This window comes from Limnobacter sp., assembly GCF_036846585.1.
Lineage (GTDB): Bacteria > Pseudomonadota > Gammaproteobacteria > Burkholderiales > Burkholderiaceae_B > Limnobacter.
Map to the genome: position 1 here is coordinate 142022 of NZ_DAIUBR010000003.1, position 14111 is coordinate 156132.

The following is a 14111-nucleotide window of genomic DNA, read 5'->3' on the forward strand; positions in this document are numbered from 1 at the left end:
AACCCCAGTGGTCTTTGATGGCCAGTGGCTCACCCATAGCGTATGGTGGGCTCTCCGCCCAACCAAAGCGTCCGGGGATTAGATTCCAGTTCAGTGTAGTCCCGCGACGAGGCGGGACAGGATTTCTTCACTTTTTGGGGGGTGTGTGTGGCGTAATCGTGACGTCGCCAGGCACCGTAAAACCAGGTCGGGTGTACAGCATGCCTGGTGTAATCACTCGCCGGGTGGTTTCGTTGCCTGTGGGCGACGTGGACACATCGGCGTATATCGGAGGCTCGTACGCGAACGCATTGAAACCCGTGGTCAAGATGTACAGTGCTTTTCGCTGTTCGCCGGGTGTCATGGCAGAGAATGACTTGCCGAACAGGGCCGTACACATTTTGTCAAGATTGCCCCGTGTTTCATCACTCATCTTGAGTTGGGCCGGGTCGAAGACAAAAGACTCAGGAACCGCAAAAGCCGGGTCGTTGAAGTTGTTTCTGGCACGCTCGTCGCTTCCCACCCCGTCATCGCCTTGCCAGTCACCGTGTGTACTTGCAAGCCAATCGCGTATTTGGCCTTCGCGGAACACACCCAACCCTAGCCCGCTGCCACCATTCATGTTGGAAATTTGATCCAGGTATCCACCATTTCCCGCGCCACCCAGCGCCAATATATCTTTTGATGCTTGTATCAACTTTGTCCTGTCCTCATGACTTAGGTGACCCAAGCCAATTTTGTTCCAGTAATCGTTATCGGCTGGGTCTGCGCCGGCCAGCGAACTAATGCCGGATGTACCGAAGCGGTCGTTTCTAACACCTTCCCCTTTTGTATTGGTCTCTGCACCATCGGCACCCAGTGGTCCACCCAAAGTGTAGAAAATGTACATTGCATCCCAGAAGGCTTTCAGGTTTGCATCTGCTGGCGGCGTGCTTTCGGATGGGTTGGTTGCCGGTGTCTCCACTTTGCTGCTTGTGTAAGTTGCGCCGTTGGCCGTCATGAACAGGGTATTCGTTTCTTTGTCGTAGCCGATCAGGCCCACAGCAATCGCCGTGTTGATCTGGGCCGGTGTCAGTTGTTCCCAAGTGGTATTGGATGGCAAGCCCAACAAGTTGATGATCAATTTCAGCAAAGCCTGTTGTTGATTGGCTCCTGCTGTAACACCCGCTGGCAAGGGTTCTTCAACACCCTTCATTTTGCCGTAGGCTTCCTTGGCCAGTCTTTCTACGTCGGCCGCCGTGTAGTACTCAGGTGGTTCCGTATTGGGCTTTTGTGCGTATCCGCTCTCGGAGAAGTAAGTTGAAGCGCCTGCAGCCTTCATCAAATCTTCAGGCGTCAAATTATTGATTGCCATCGACGCCAGAAAATCAAAGTAGTCTGGGTTTTCAAAATGACCCTGCGCTTCCTGTCCTTCGATGGTCAGCATCCAGGTGCTGGCACCTTGGGTAGCATCACCACTGACCAGCCCCATCAATTTCAGGATATTCAGGTGTTCTTGTGTTATGGGGACCTCGCCGAACAATGATTTGCACAGTGCCTCCACATCGGGATCCAGGGGGCCGGTCACCGGGGTTAATTCCTTTTCACCATAATTGGAATCAAACAAAAACCTGGCACTGCCTGCCAAGCCTGCCAGTCGAGCACCGTTGTTGGCTGGGTCTTCTGAGAACCTGAATTCCCGGTTGTTGAGGTAGGCCGCCGAGCCGTCTGGAAAGTAAGGAATATCGCCACCAAAAAACTCTACATTGGCTTGTGCATTCAGTTTGGTGTCCAGCGCTGGTTTCATGAACACCATCGTGACAGTTTCCAGCCGCCCATTGATCATTACCCGACCTTGGGTGGTTGTCCGCTCTGTCGTCATTTCATATAGCTTGGAGATCTCGAACAGTTCGCTCAAACCAAGGTCGTCAATTTCTACACCGGTCCTTGCGCTCACCCATTCCAGAAACTTCTCACGAGACTCACTCGATTCAAAGTAGTAGTATTTGTCGTAATTGCCAGTACCTACTTTGTAGTAGTAATAGGTTTTACCGTCAAATTCCGCGGTGCCCATGTTTTCACTGACGGGTTCTGAGCCATTTTTCGGCGCAGGCGGAATCTCTGGGATGAATTCGGTGCTTACGCTACTGGTGCTCATGATTAAGTTGTCTCCGTCAGTGTGTCGATTTACTAAAGATTGGAATTAAAGGCCTGAACGGTATGTGTCCTGGGCGTCTTTGTGACCTTGCCATGCGTTCATTAATTGCTGGAATACGTTGTCCAGCAATTGATTGTTTCCATCCAGAACCGAAGCCTTGAATTCTTCAAGTGCTTTGCCAAATTGCCCGCCAGAATTGATGGGCGATACCAAAAGGTTTGCAGTCATAGGGCTTAACCACTGCCAAGTGGGGTCGTGCGGGTTCGCTTTTTCATTCTTCATGGAATTGATTTTGTAGAAGCTGCCACCAGCGAATGCCACAAAAATTGCCGCAGAGGCCATCGCGCATGCGAATTCAAGAATGGCGCCGTCTTTGCGTTTTTGGGCTGCTTCTATGGCTTGCTCAAACCGGAGACCCGACACCTGCGACATCAGCTTTTTAATGTCCAAACCCAGGGAGTAGCTCAACATGAGGAAGCGAAGAAAAAGATCACCAAAAGGGTTGTCGAAAATACCGATTTCTTCCTTGTCGCCAAACATGGCTTGAACCTCATCGTCGCTCAGTCCCCACATTTCTTTGGCCTGTTCCCGGGTAATGTTTGATTTGCCGCTGGCCAAGTCCAGGTAGGTGCGAACCTGCCCCGGTTCCAGTTTTTCAAGCATGGCCTCGGCTTGCTCTTGGGTTAAGGCGAAGGTGGCCATTGCCTCGCTGATGAATCTCGCTTTTTCTTCTTGGGTCAACGGTGCTTCGGTTGGCGGAACGGTCGTCGTATTGCGGGTAGTGACTTCAGGAACACTCATTTTTTACTCCGGGAATAGTTGGTTCGAACACTCAGGCATTCAAAGGTGCGAAGTATTGCGGCATGAATTCCAGCAACCGTTGAATTTGTTCTTGGTAGGCAGAAATGTCTTGCCCAATCGATAGAAGCAAATTGTTGATGAGGTCAATGAATGCCTGGTCAATGTTGAAGGCGTGCATCAGGTTTGCAATTTCAAGTTGAAGTCTTCCCATTTCAAACTGCAGGCCACCCTGTGCCATGGTGATGGCGGCTTCCATGGCTTCCAGAAACCGAAGAATGGCACCCTGCTGTGCAACGGTCAGCTCGCCTGTGATGAAATTTTTAAGCAAGGCAGGCAATTGACGCAGAAATTGTGCTGTTGCCGATGTCGATTGACCAATTGCGGATCCTGCTGCTGAAATACCACCTGCTGCCGCAGCGGTAATTGCAAGCACCAACACCAGAATAATGATTGCTCCTACGATAGCACCGCCGATGGGGCCGAATACTTCAGACAACCCTTTCATCATTTCGCCCATACCTTTTTGTATAAGCGAATCATGACCAGCGGCTTCTGCAAGCAATGGCTCCATGACCATGACCAGTGCAACTGCGAAAACAGCGATGGTCATGGGCGTAGGCACTAAGCAGGCCACCAGCGCAGCAAGAATTAACCCCACAATGCCAAGAGCCTTGAATATTTTTCCAAGAATTCCACCCTTCTTGGATTTTTTTAGCTGTTCAATGAACTTGTCTACCTGGTCTCGGATGTACGACACTTTGTTGCGTTCGGTGCCTTCCAGACCTTTCATCAATTCGGTGAGTGTGTCGCGCGCTTTCTCCAGATTGTCCAGCGTGAAAATGGCCAGGTTCTCAAAGAAAATATCTTCGCTTTCCTCGGGTTTGTCAGGTCCATTTGCGCTTGGGCCGAGCAAACTGTAGTCGGTGGAAACCATGATCAAGTTCCTTGTGAAAAATTAGGCACGAATAGAGGCCATGTTGTTCTCAACACCTTGCAGCAGCTTCACCTGCCCTTTTATGATTTCCTGAATCAGCTGGCCAATGGTGTCCATGCGTTCCTGGATTCGGGAAGCCAAGTCTTGATTTCCCACATCAAGTGCCCGTACTTTCAGAGTTTGGAGGCGCGTAAGGTCCAGGTTGAGCAAGCTGATGTACATGCTGACAATCACGATGAAGGGGTTTTCCTCTCCTGAATTCAGGGCATCCACTGCTGTTCTCAGAATGGTCATGCGTTCGCGGAAGAAGTTCATGGTGTCTTGGTCACCCCGGGCCTCTGCATCCTTGTACATGCGGTGTGCCTCGTCGTAGGCGCTCTCGATGTCTTCTGCGGTTATGCCAGGTGAATCGGCCTTCCAGTTTTCATCCATGGGTGTTGCCAGGTAGTCCTGGTAAACATCTTCGCTTTCAATGGTGTTTTGTTCCCGTTGAACCAGGCCATGTGAATCTGGCAGGCCGGTGGACAACAAATGCGCCTTGCGTGCCATGGCCACGTCTTGTCTGAATTCAGAACCAGCCATGTTTATTTTGGTTTGATCTCCCCCGGCTGCGCTCAAAGCTGAACGGTAGTCATTTAGGGCGGTGGTCAGGTTGTTGAAAAGATCCAAAAGGCCCAGGGCTTCAAGGTTTTCGATACCCAAGGCTTCCAGTTTCTCCAGCAGGCCCACAATCGAGGCCTCTGTTGCCGGGCCGCTGTCTTGATCTAGGGGCAACGAGCCTTCAAGGGTGGCTCTCTTAACGTCTTCGAGTTGCGTCAGGGAGCTGTTCACGGTTTCTTTGGCTTGGTCCAGTCCATCTTGACCCGTGGTGGAATTTGCCAAAATATTCAGAAAGCGTTGTTGAAATTTCAGATTGTCAATTGCGTTGGACAATTTGTCTTCGCTGTTGCCTGACGCTTTCCAGTCAGCTTGGAGCTCTTTGAGTTGGGCCAACAGGGCGTTCACGCCGGGTACGGTGGTGTGTTGGCTCAAGAAAGTGATCAGCTGTTGTAATTGTTGTGGGGACAATTCCGTTAAATCGTCAAAGCCGTTTTGATTCAGCCAGGATCGAATAAGGGTATCCACACTGCTGGGCGCAGCTGGGTCAATGGTAGATTCGACCCACGGTACGGGTGTAGTGGCTGGAACGCTCATGGTGTAATCCTTTGTAAAAGTGGGTGAACTGAGGGGCTTGCAAATTGCCTTAGCCAACGCTCCAGATTCCAATTCGGGTTTTTCCCGCGTTAACGTAACCGTCGTATCGTTCGCGGGCGCTTTTCGCTTGTGCAGCCAGTGCCTCACTAGAGAACTGGGGGGGGATTACAGCCAGTTTTGCGTCGGCACACCACGCGTATAGTTCTTGCGCTTCCCCTTGGCTGATTTCTTCACCGTTTTTGAGTTTTTCAATAATTCCCTTGATTTTGTCGGATGCGGGCTGACCCTTTTTCGCCATGACTTCAAGGGCGGTGTCGAGGAAACTTCGCATGTTTTGGCTAAGTTCCAGCGTGCCGTCTTTCGTGTGCGCGTTCAGCACAGTCATCAGTGAATCAGCGCCTTTCTCAAGCGCACCGTAATGCTCGCCAAGTTCCGCAAGCCGTTTCATTTCTTCGCCAAGCCAACCCAATTCAAGGTCGCCGATCATTAGCGTAACTGTCATCCAGTCCCCACGGCCCGCTGCAGCCCACATTGCGTTCAGCTTGTCTTCGTCAGGTTTGTAGGGTTCTGGCGGAGTCCAAGTGGATGTTGCTACAGGCGGGGTGGATGACATGGTGTAACCTCTTTGTTTGAATATTAATGAAATTACATGCGAGCTGCGTCGTAAACTTTCTCGATGAAGTCTTTGGCTTTGCCACAGGCGGACATGATTTTTGCCGCGGTTTCCAGTGAAATACCCAGCTTTGCTACAGCTGCCGCTACTTCACCTGGTGTGGGATCTCCCTGCAACAGATCGTAAAAAGTCTGGAAAGCTGCTGCCTGGACTTCATCGCCGAACGCGGCGTATTCATCAATAAAAGGGGTGACGCTGGAGTGTGTTGGAAATGCTGCTGGACCTGCCATGATTGGCTCCTTGATTAGGTAATGAATGAAAGTACTGCGGACTACTTAAAATTTTAAGAATCGTTTTCTCTCTCCTCCTCCCAAATTTCCTGTGTTCGTTCCATGGAGTGATCGATCATCAGAGTCACAGCAAGGCCCTCAATTGAGCGATTAACCAGGTATTCATCCGGCGTCACGTCAGTGTCGTAGTACTGGACTGTTGTGGTAGGTACGGACATGTGATGCTCCTTATTTGTTAACGATACTTTTCAGTGGTTCGGTCATGTCTTTCACCAGGCTTGCTGCAAGTTGCCACAGTGAACCCATCATTTGCATTTCGTAGCTCATGACGACAACGTCAGTTGGCGATGAACCAAAATCGGGTTTGCTCAAAAAACCATCAACCCGTTTTGCGTGGGTGTCGGCGAATCCGAATACTCGAGCGCCTACGTTGAGAACTTCCATTGGACCTCCTTGTTTCAGCTTATTGCTGTTTGATCAACTGTTCAAAATGCTCGGACACCTTGGTGCCGATCTTTCCGGTAAGTTGTACTGACACTGATTTCATGGCACTGACATGCATGGCGTCGATCAGGCTGAACACGCTGTCGCGAGAATCGAACTCGCGAAGCTTTTTATCCATGTTGACTTTGTCTTGATTCAATTGGTCCTGTGCTTTTTCAACAAAAGTTTTAATTGAACTGTTGACAGGGTTGGGTTGGGAAAGCATGTTGCTGAAATCTGCAGCATCAGCCATGGATGGCTTGAGTGCTTGCCCTGACGAAGCACTGGAAATTTGTGTGGCGCTTACGGGATCAATCAATTTTCAACTCCAGTTCAGTGTTTAACTTGCTTTCCAGACTTGCCCGAAGCATTTGGGCAAGCACCGATTTTTCTTTCAAACTGAGGTTTGATTTCATCGTTAAACGGACAAGGCATTTGCCGTTGATGAATTCACCCCGAATGTGCACTTCCCCGGCCATTGAGTTGACAATTGAGAAGTTGAAATCACTATTGGGCAGAATTTTTTCTCTTTCCTCACATGTATTTTGTGGCGAAAAAAATTCGTTGGTTCCATGTGTTGACATATCAAAATCAGACGGCTCATTTTTGTTTGTGGATGACGGTGAATTGGCCGTGGCCGGAGTCATTAACATGTTGAAGAAGTCGTTCTTCAAGGTGTCGTCATTCGGACGAAATGTGTCTTTGGGGGAGTTTCTTGAGCCTTGATGCTGTGCCCCAGCCCTGTTCAGGGTCGGGATGGTCTTGTTGCTGCGGGCTTCAATTTTCTCTCGTGTGATTTCTGAAACTTCCAGTGGATCGTATTGAGACTGAATCGTCATGATGTGCGCTCTAGAGTTTGGTTGAATAGGGGGCCTGGCAATCAAAGTCTTGAAAGCCGATTGACTTCCCAAAGCACTCTGTCAAGTGCAGACTGGATTTGTGCCGGCGTTTCGAAGTCCCAGTTGGGTTGGGTTTGAATCACAAACCCTGCAGAGGGATCGGTATGGAATGTGGCTGAGTAGCCCGGAAATTCTGGTTTGTTTTTTTCATCGTTGATCAGGCCGGCCGAGCTTACAAACGATTCCTCCAGTGGCGTGTCGCCTACCCACACAAAAAAGTATTCGCCCATGTTGGGTTTTTCTTTGGCGGCTTCTCCGCGAATAACAATCCAGTCCCCCTGGGCGTGAATCGGTTCCATGGTGTCTTTCTCCGGGGCGCTTGGATGGAGGGTCATGATGGTGCCTGAATGATTGGCGCAAGAATTGCTGACAGTTGGGTGTTGCGCTCAATGTTTTCAACAAGGATTTTTCGTTGATTCGAGTTCCGGTACATGCCACTGATCAGGTCGTGCAGTAACACCCAGCGGCAATAGTTGGTAATGAACGCGTTCTTGGCAGGCATGCGATCTGATCGAACCGCCGAAGCAATTGCGATCAAGGAATTGGCCCCTGCGAGGGTTTCGTTGGAAAGAACGGCTTGCAGGCATGATTCTGTGAGACTGGTTAAAGTAGGCAAACCTTGCATGTTTGCTTTTTGCCCCCAGCCCAAAAACTTTGAATGCAAGGCGTGCAAATTGATCAACAGGCCAAACTGTTTGATTCGGCTTAAAATTAAGTGGTGTCGCGGGCTTGTAATTCGTGCTGGTTCCTGTGTTTTCTCGCGAACAAGAATTTGAATGAACCCTTCTTGCATACGCACCAGTTTTTCTGTGGATGCGCCAGCTTGCAAATCTTTTTTGATCATTTTGTACAGCGCAAAAAGATCAGTTGCTGACGTGGTGCTTGGTTGAATCTCGATAATTTGGTAGGCGGCGATGAACTCGCGCAGCGACGGCCCTGAAAACGATTTTGCCTTGCCCACTTCGTAGGCACCCAAGGTGCCGGAAATAAAGGCGCCATGTTCTGAGAGCAACTGGTTTTTGGCTAGTTTTATTTCAACACGGTCGCTGTTGCTTAGCAGGGAGTCGCCTTGTTCTTGCAGGGTTTCCAGCAAGAGAAATTTTCGCAGGGCTCGCTCGCCAGGGTTAAGCGTAGTGGTCATGTCCACAAGGCTTTTGCTTTTTGACCGGAAGGAGTTCAACAAAGACATCATGTCTTTTTCAAAAAAACTGCCATTGTTTACAAAAAGGGTTTTATAGACATTCTCAAATTTTCGGCTTTTGCTGTTGCGTTTTTCTGGTGTCTGAATGGCGCCTTTCTGTAAGGTGGCCTGTTGTTGTTCCTCTGCGCTAACTTGAGGCAGGCTCGACGGTGCCCCGGTTTTGGCCGGTTCAGCGCCTTGTTCTGTACCTGGGCGGCTGGTTTGTGCATGTGCAGTAACAAACCGCTCAACCTTTTTTTTCGCCTCGCCTTCCAATGGGCGTTTGGCATTAAGCCCGCCCTGCAGGGCTTCTGTGGAAGTGACTTCTTGTACCGTTGGCGCTTTGATTGGAATGGATGTTCCCATGATTACCTCGAAATTGAACGGTCGAGCCTCAGCGAGGGGGTTGGTTGAAGGTAATCGCCGTTGATCTTGAAAGACCTTTGTATGGTATCCACAGCATCGCGTGTGGATGCAGAGTTGTGGGGCGGGTCTTCAATCAAGCGAGGTGTGATCAGGAATAGACGAACCACATTTTGGCGCTGTGTTTGGGTACTTGAAAATGCCTTGCCTATGAAAGGCAGTGAACCAAGTATTGGCACTTTGTATTCTTGATCGCCTGCGGATTCGCGGTTGTAACCACCAATCAGAATTGCTTTTTCTCGTTGAATTAAAGCTTGTGTGCTCAGCGATGTGTTTTGAATACTGGGAGCGTTGATGCCCTGGCTGCCTTGTATGCCTTGTGCGATACTGCCGTCCTGAATTTCAATTCTCAGAAAGATCTTGTCGTCATCGCCTTCTTTGACCAACCGTGGTGTGACTTGAAGCAAGCTGCCTGCCGTGACTGGGACAACATCGGCTACCCGTTCACCCAGCACCTGTAGGTAGAGGGTTTGACTGAGATCGATGTAGGCGGATACGTTGTCTTGGGTCACGATGGTTGGGCGGGCCAGCACCTTGGCGTTTTCGTCTGCAGAAAGTGCTTTCAGGCGTGCCAGAAAACGGACTGGGTCGACAATCGTGCTTGCGCCGGGTATTACCAAACTGGCTGCATTGACTGCACTGCCGGGAAAGTCATATAGAAGGTGGGAGGACTGGAAGCCAAATTCCAGTCCCAATTCGTTGAGGCCGCGCTGGTCAACTTCGACCAGCATGGCTTCAACTTCAATCATGGGGAGCGGGCGATCCAGTTTTTCGATCAGCTGTTTGTAGTAGTCAAACTTGCTTTTCGCATCACGGATCAAGAGGGAGTTTGTGCGGGGATCAGCGGTGACGCTGATTGGCTTTTCTTCTTTGTTTTGTTCGTCTTGGTTGGCGCCAGGCATGGTGGTTGGAGACATGGCCATGGCCTGCATGTTTTTGGTCTGTGAAAGCGAGGGTGTGGTGTTGCCCGCGGCGGCGCCATCCGCAATCATGCCGGCCTTTTTGTTTTCCGGTGAGGCTGTCATGCGCTGGTTCGGCAGACCCAGCAAATTCAGCAATACCGACAGTGCACCAGGCGTGGTGATTGTGGACCCCCTGAGCGTTGTTTGGCGATCTTCCACTGAGGCATACTGAAGCGGGAATACCATCAGGTCAATGCCATGCTTGGCAATTTCAGAGGGGTCTGGAGGGTTTTGCTCAAAGGTTTCCTTGACCAATCTTACATAGCTTCGCGGACCTGAAACGATCAGTTCTTTGGTGTCAGAATTGATGGCAAACGGAAACTCTTTGTAGTACAGGCCAGATGACGTTAGAAGGTCTTTCCAGTCATCGTTGCTGCGCTGCCCGCCGACATAAACCTTTTGGGTTTTCCAGTCATCGGAGCGGTACACAAAAACTTGCGTGCCGTTTTGAAACCAGTTGATGCGGAATGAGCTTTTGAAATAGGCCATGACATCATCAACATTGCTGAATTCGAATTTGCCATTGATTGGTTGGCTTGACAGGCCACTGGCGTTCAAGTTCAAACCAAGCATGTCGAGCATGTTTTCAAGTGCGCGGCGAGAGGGTTCTTCCTGGGCAATGTATATTTTTATGTCAGCTTTGGGTTGCGGTGCACTGAACGCCAAATCTGGGATCAAGAGCAGCAAAAGCCACAGGCAATTTGTATTAATCCACTTCTTCATATTTTTCACCTGTGCGGTTGATGGACTCGGCGACTTCGCTTTGAAGGTTTTCAATTTCTCTTTTGTAAAGTGCCATGATGTTGTCGATGGAGACCTGAATTTCTGAACCTTTGGCGGCGCGAATGCGAAGCTCGAAGGGGTTAAGGTCTTCGGATGTTTTGACTTCCCATTTACGAATCATGAGTTGCCTAGACAGCACTTCGCCCAGGCAGGACTGAACCGTATCGATTTGCTCTTTTGCACATTCCAGTATCAGGTTTTGATTGCTCAGTGATCGGTCGAGAAGTGATTTGACCAGTTTCTCAACTTTGACTTTCTCTGGCACTTCATCCAGAAATTTGTGAAGCGCCGTGGTGCACACTTCAATACAAATTCTGGATGAGGTGTCGGCCAGTTCCTGTACGCGTTGTCGCGCTGTTCTGTGGATTTCCCGCACATCGGTTTGCAGTGAATCGGCAAGTTCTTTGCGCGCCTTGTGCCGGATTTCATCGGCGTCACGCCGGGCTTGCTCGATAATTTGACGGGCTTCGTCGTGCGCAAAAGAAAGAATGTCCCGATGATCTTTTGCAAACAACAGTGTTTTGCCTTTGATGATCGGAGCATGCATTTGCAAGCCTTCGGGAAATTGAATGCGTCGGAGTAGGTTAAACATTGGCGCCCCTGTAGATTGCTTCAATGTCGAGCGGGCTGAATTCGTCGGTCAGCAGGTCGTGTTCTATCCCAAGCGCTGGCTCGCGATACTGATTGGCAGTTTCTTCAAACAGGGCGGCAAGTTCAGCGTCAATCCATCCGATGGTTTCATTCCACAAGCCTTCCTCAAGCGGGTCGATTTGTTTGATTAGCGAGGTAACGCTTCGGCTGCTGGTAATGGACCAACGCTGAAAGAAAGACGGAAAAAAACTTTTAATGACCAAGCCCAAGCCCAGTTGCGTTCTTGTGTGCGTGGGCAGCATCATGTTGTCGTTATGGTTGACAAGACTTGCCACAGAGAACTGCCATTTCGAGAGTCGATATGGAATGCTTCGATAATGCTCAATGATTTGGCGGATTTCCTCTGGCGAGGAAATTCCGAATTTGCTGTTCCATTCCTGAGGGCGCGCGTGGATGATGCTTGTGTCCATCGTCAACGTGGCCAGTTTCAGAAGATGCCTTTCAACGGTGGCTGAATCGGCAAGGCTGATGCTGATCAGTTCAGGTTTGTCTTGCAAGCTGGGTTCGGGAATGTCATCCAGTTCCAGAATGCTACGTGTTTGCAGCAGCTGAAAATAATCAAGTGCTTTGTTTGTTTCACGATTGGTTTCAAAGGGGAGGCGTTCAAGCTGGTCCGCATGAATATTGATCAGCGGGTTGGACCACCATTTCCACCACACCACTTGCATTGGCTCGGGAATACTCATTTTTTAAACCTTGCATGCAAGGATTTCAGCACAGACGGCCATTGATCAACACCCTTGGCTTGCAGCCAGGTCATGCCCACTGACAGCATCCACATAAAAAGAATCAGGTAGGTCATGAGCAGGAAATAGCCTTTGTCTTCAGCGCTTATTGCGATGGGGCCGTACCAGACCAGCGGTACACATTCATCCACTTTGATTTCGGAGGGGACGGCTGTAACAGTGACGCTGCCCTGTGCGTCGCCTGTAATGCCTGGGATACTTCTGAAAACCATGTCCCGGACTTTTGGAATGTAAGCCGGGAACTGTGCGTTTTCAGAGTATTTGACAAATACGGCTGCGGATGAGGGGGTAAGCGGTTCTCCGGGGTTTGCGCGTTCGGGAAGTACAATGTGAACCTTTGCAGCGAGTACGCCATCAATTTGCATCAAGGTGTCTTCAAGTTCTTGTGAAAGTGCATACAGGTAGCGTGCCCTTTCTTCCAGGGGTGAGCTAATCATGTTTTCTTTTTTGAACACTTGTCCAAGCGAGGTTTTTTTGTCGCGGGGCAGTCCGTGTGCCTGGGTAAGATTCAAAGCAGTGGACGACAGGTTTTTGGGAACTGATACGCTGGATCCGTCTTTGGCTTTTGACTTTTCCGCGGGTATGCCTGCGGCAAGAAGATGCGCGTAAATTTCATTGGCTTCGGGCTCAGACAAGCCAGTGAACAGCACTGTTCGGTCTGAGCAGGCCTGAAGAAACAATGACCCAGCCAGTATTAGCGCAAACATGGGGAGGCGACTGAACAAGGATTTCATGCTAGCGACCTTTCGTGACAGAGGCAATTTCTTCGCTGATGTCGTTGGCGGTGTTGCCCACGCGATTGACACCCAGGAAGTAATAAGCTGATGAGAATTGCTGTTGCACCACTGCCCGCGGGAAGTTTCCGTCCATGGTGTGTCCTCCTTCGAGTTGCTGAATTCCGCCTGTGAGGTGACGTTGCAAGCGGCTGATGTTGAATTCGGCTTTTTGCAGTTCGATGGCGGTTTTTGCGAGCAAGGGAGGCGGGGGCTCGGTTGTTTCCCCGGCTGGTCTGGATTCAAACCCAGGCGTGCCTTTGTTCAAACTTTTTCCCAGACCTGACATGAGACGCTGAAAATGCTCAATGTTTTCTTGAGGCGCACTGATATTGCCTGGCTTGTCCAAGTTGATTGGGGCTGGTGATGTTGGAGAGATTTCTAGCATGTGAGCACCTTTCCTGTTGTGCGCTTAATGAGTACCTGTGACAGTACTAAAGTTCCGTTGTGAGCGCTGTTCGAGTCGAAATCCAGTTACAACATGCATCGTTCTTTGCTGTTGTCATCGAATTTAAGTTCATAGTCTGCGGACGATTGACGTTCATCGCTTTGCCCGTAGAACTGCAAACGCAACTCAACTCGTCGACTTGCGTCTTTTGAATCTCGAGTGTTGTTGAAAGCCACGCCCCCTGCGAGAAATAGTTTTTTGATCTGTTTGCGTTGTTCGGAGCTGAACTGAATGGCGTTTGTTGAGTCATGGCTAAGCAGTGTGCACATGACCCATTCCGAGCGCTTCAGACTGAGGTTCAAGTTGTACAGGTAAGAGCCATCGGTGTCGGTGTAGCCCTCAATGACAATTTGCTTGAGCCATTTTTGACCCATGGGTGTTCCCGCTGTCTCAAGGATGATCGGAACAATTTGTCCCAAGGCTTCGGTCCCTTGTTCGTTCATCCTGTATTCATCGGTTCGGAATCGACCGACTTCTCCGAAGTTGATGCGATTCAGTTTGCAATCAATGTTCAAGTTTGGGTTAACCGCGGATGCTTTTTCAGAGAGCAGATTGCAAATTTCAGTGATCTCCTGGAATCGCAGTTCTGTTTTTGCGATTTCCGGATCCTTGGGTTTAAGTGCAACAACAGGTTGTTGCAACTCACCACGCTGGCTGCGCTTGACCAGTTCTTCGGTTTGCCTTGAGATGGCGGCAAGTGCGGCAACCATGATGACCAGAAAAAGGATCATGAGCGCTGTCATGAGGTCGGCATATGAAATCCAGAATGGTTTTTCAGCCTCATCACTTCGGTGTGGCGGGGAGAATGATTGCAT

At 49.9% G+C, this 14111-nt stretch carries 18 protein-coding genes; all 18 read right to left on the reverse strand.

Translation table 11 applies throughout. The features are described 5' to 3' along the window. Positions 1 to 127: 127 nt before the first annotated feature. Positions 128 to 2116 carry a hypothetical protein gene (locus tag V7028_RS02590; protein WP_334118543.1) on the reverse strand — a complete coding sequence of 663 codons (1989 nt, stop codon included), beginning with the start codon at positions 2114 to 2116 and terminating at the stop codon, positions 128 to 130. A 45-nt stretch (positions 2117 to 2161) separates the two neighbouring features. Beyond that, entirely contained in the window at positions 2162 to 2917 is a 756-nt protein-coding gene (locus V7028_RS02595; RefSeq protein WP_334118544.1) for a hypothetical protein, read from the reverse strand. 31 nt (positions 2918 to 2948) lie between these two features. Then, entirely contained in the window at positions 2949 to 3851 is a 903-nt protein-coding gene (gene sctE, locus V7028_RS02600; RefSeq protein WP_334118545.1) for a type III secretion system translocon subunit SctE, read from the reverse strand. A 21-nt stretch (positions 3852 to 3872) separates the two neighbouring features. Next, positions 3873 to 5045 (reverse strand): hypothetical protein, encoded by a 1173-nt coding sequence (locus V7028_RS02605; RefSeq protein WP_334118546.1) that lies wholly within the window; start codon positions 5043 to 5045, stop codon positions 3873 to 3875. Between the two features lie 49 nt (positions 5046 to 5094). Next, positions 5095 to 5658, reverse strand: a complete 564-nt coding sequence (locus V7028_RS02610; protein WP_334118547.1) for a hypothetical protein — start codon at positions 5656 to 5658, stop codon at positions 5095 to 5097. 32 nt (positions 5659 to 5690) lie between these two features. Beyond that, complete coding sequence (locus tag V7028_RS02615; RefSeq protein WP_334118548.1) at positions 5691 to 5948, reverse strand: hypothetical protein; 258 nt, start codon at positions 5946 to 5948, stop codon at positions 5691 to 5693. A 53-nt stretch (positions 5949 to 6001) separates the two neighbouring features. Further along, complete coding sequence (locus V7028_RS02620) at positions 6002 to 6166, reverse strand: hypothetical protein (protein ID WP_334118549.1); 165 nt, start codon at positions 6164 to 6166, stop codon at positions 6002 to 6004. A 10-nt stretch (positions 6167 to 6176) separates the two neighbouring features. Further along, on the reverse strand, positions 6177 to 6392 hold the full coding sequence (locus tag V7028_RS02625) for a hypothetical protein (RefSeq protein WP_334118550.1): 216 nt from the start codon (positions 6390 to 6392) through the stop codon (positions 6177 to 6179). Positions 6393 to 6411: 19 nt separating this feature from the next. Continuing rightward, complete coding sequence (locus tag V7028_RS02630) at positions 6412 to 6750, reverse strand: hypothetical protein (protein ID WP_334118551.1); 339 nt, start codon at positions 6748 to 6750, stop codon at positions 6412 to 6414. After that, positions 6743 to 7270, reverse strand: a complete 528-nt coding sequence (locus V7028_RS02635) for a hypothetical protein (RefSeq protein WP_334118552.1) — start codon at positions 7268 to 7270, stop codon at positions 6743 to 6745. Before V7028_RS02635 ends, V7028_RS02630 begins: the two co-directional genes overlap by 8 nt. A 41-nt stretch (positions 7271 to 7311) precedes the next feature. Further along, a complete protein-coding gene (locus tag V7028_RS02640) occupies positions 7312 to 7665 on the reverse strand; it encodes a hypothetical protein (RefSeq protein ID WP_334118553.1) in 354 nt (117 codons plus the stop codon). Next, positions 7662 to 8876, reverse strand: a complete 1215-nt coding sequence (locus V7028_RS02645) for a hypothetical protein (RefSeq protein WP_334118554.1) — start codon at positions 8874 to 8876, stop codon at positions 7662 to 7664. Before V7028_RS02645 ends, V7028_RS02640 begins: the two co-directional genes overlap by 4 nt. Positions 8877 to 8878: 2 nt before the next feature. Then, a complete protein-coding gene (gene sctC, locus V7028_RS02650; protein WP_334118555.1) occupies positions 8879 to 10618 on the reverse strand; it encodes a type III secretion system outer membrane ring subunit SctC in 1740 nt (579 codons plus the stop codon). After that, positions 10602 to 11270, reverse strand: a complete 669-nt coding sequence (locus V7028_RS02655) for an HrpE/YscL family type III secretion apparatus protein (protein ID WP_334118556.1) — start codon at positions 11268 to 11270, stop codon at positions 10602 to 10604. Before V7028_RS02655 ends, sctC begins: the two co-directional genes overlap by 17 nt. Beyond that, positions 11263 to 12015: a hypothetical protein gene (locus V7028_RS02660; RefSeq protein WP_334118557.1), complete on the reverse strand. Its 753-nt coding sequence runs from the start codon at positions 12013 to 12015 to the stop codon at positions 11263 to 11265. The genes V7028_RS02655 and V7028_RS02660 overlap by 8 nt, the downstream gene beginning before the upstream one ends. Further along, positions 12012 to 12809 carry a type III secretion system inner membrane ring lipoprotein SctJ gene (gene sctJ, locus V7028_RS02665; protein WP_334118558.1) on the reverse strand — a complete coding sequence of 266 codons (798 nt, stop codon included), beginning with the start codon at positions 12807 to 12809 and terminating at the stop codon, positions 12012 to 12014. Before sctJ ends, V7028_RS02660 begins: the two co-directional genes overlap by 4 nt. Position 12810: 1 nt before the next feature. Further along, entirely contained in the window at positions 12811 to 13236 is a 426-nt protein-coding gene (locus V7028_RS02670; RefSeq protein ID WP_334118559.1) for a hypothetical protein, read from the reverse strand. 86 nt (positions 13237 to 13322) lie between these two features. Beyond that, the gene (locus tag V7028_RS02675) at positions 13323 to 14111 is read right to left on the reverse strand and encodes a flagellar motor protein MotB (protein WP_334118560.1); all 789 of its coding nucleotides are present in this window, start codon (positions 14109 to 14111) and stop codon (positions 13323 to 13325) included.

Excerpts from the sequence above, each read along its gene's own strand:
- V7028_RS02620 (WP_334118549.1), bottom strand. The coding sequence starts at position 6,166 with ATGTCCGTACCTACCACAACAGTCCAGTACTACGACACTGACGTGACG.
- V7028_RS02675 (WP_334118560.1), bottom strand. The coding sequence starts at position 14,111 with ATGCAATCATTCTCCCCGCCACACCGAAGTGATGAGGCTGAAAAACCA.
- V7028_RS02605 (WP_334118546.1), bottom strand. The coding sequence starts at position 5,045 with ATGAGCGTTCCAGCCACTACACCCGTACCGTGGGTCGAATCTACCATT.
- sctJ (WP_334118558.1), bottom strand. The coding sequence starts at position 12,809 with ATGAAATCCTTGTTCAGTCGCCTCCCCATGTTTGCGCTAATACTGGCT.
- V7028_RS02660 (WP_334118557.1), bottom strand. The coding sequence starts at position 12,015 with ATGAGTATTCCCGAGCCAATGCAAGTGGTGTGGTGGAAATGGTGGTCC.
- V7028_RS02655 (WP_334118556.1), bottom strand. The coding sequence starts at position 11,270 with ATGTTTAACCTACTCCGACGCATTCAATTTCCCGAAGGCTTGCAAATG.
- V7028_RS02625 (WP_334118550.1), bottom strand. The coding sequence starts at position 6,392 with ATGGAAGTTCTCAACGTAGGCGCTCGAGTATTCGGATTCGCCGACACC.
- sctE (WP_334118545.1), bottom strand. The coding sequence starts at position 3,851 with ATGGTTTCCACCGACTACAGTTTGCTCGGCCCAAGCGCAAATGGACCT.
- V7028_RS02615 (WP_334118548.1), bottom strand. The coding sequence starts at position 5,948 with ATGGCAGGTCCAGCAGCATTTCCAACACACTCCAGCGTCACCCCTTTT.
- V7028_RS02595 (WP_334118544.1), bottom strand. The coding sequence starts at position 2,917 with ATGAGTGTTCCTGAAGTCACTACCCGCAATACGACGACCGTTCCGCCA.
- V7028_RS02645 (WP_334118554.1), bottom strand. The coding sequence starts at position 8,876 with ATGGGAACATCCATTCCAATCAAAGCGCCAACGGTACAAGAAGTCACT.
- V7028_RS02590 (WP_334118543.1), bottom strand. The coding sequence starts at position 2,116 with ATGAGCACCAGTAGCGTAAGCACCGAATTCATCCCAGAGATTCCGCCT.
- V7028_RS02670 (WP_334118559.1), bottom strand. The coding sequence starts at position 13,236 with ATGCTAGAAATCTCTCCAACATCACCAGCCCCAATCAACTTGGACAAG.
- sctC (WP_334118555.1), bottom strand. The coding sequence starts at position 10,618 with ATGAAGAAGTGGATTAATACAAATTGCCTGTGGCTTTTGCTGCTCTTG.
- V7028_RS02640 (WP_334118553.1), bottom strand. The coding sequence starts at position 7,665 with ATGACCCTCCATCCAAGCGCCCCGGAGAAAGACACCATGGAACCGATT.
- V7028_RS02635 (WP_334118552.1), bottom strand. The coding sequence starts at position 7,270 with ATGACGATTCAGTCTCAATACGATCCACTGGAAGTTTCAGAAATCACA.
- V7028_RS02610 (WP_334118547.1), bottom strand. The coding sequence starts at position 5,658 with ATGTCATCCACCCCGCCTGTAGCAACATCCACTTGGACTCCGCCAGAA.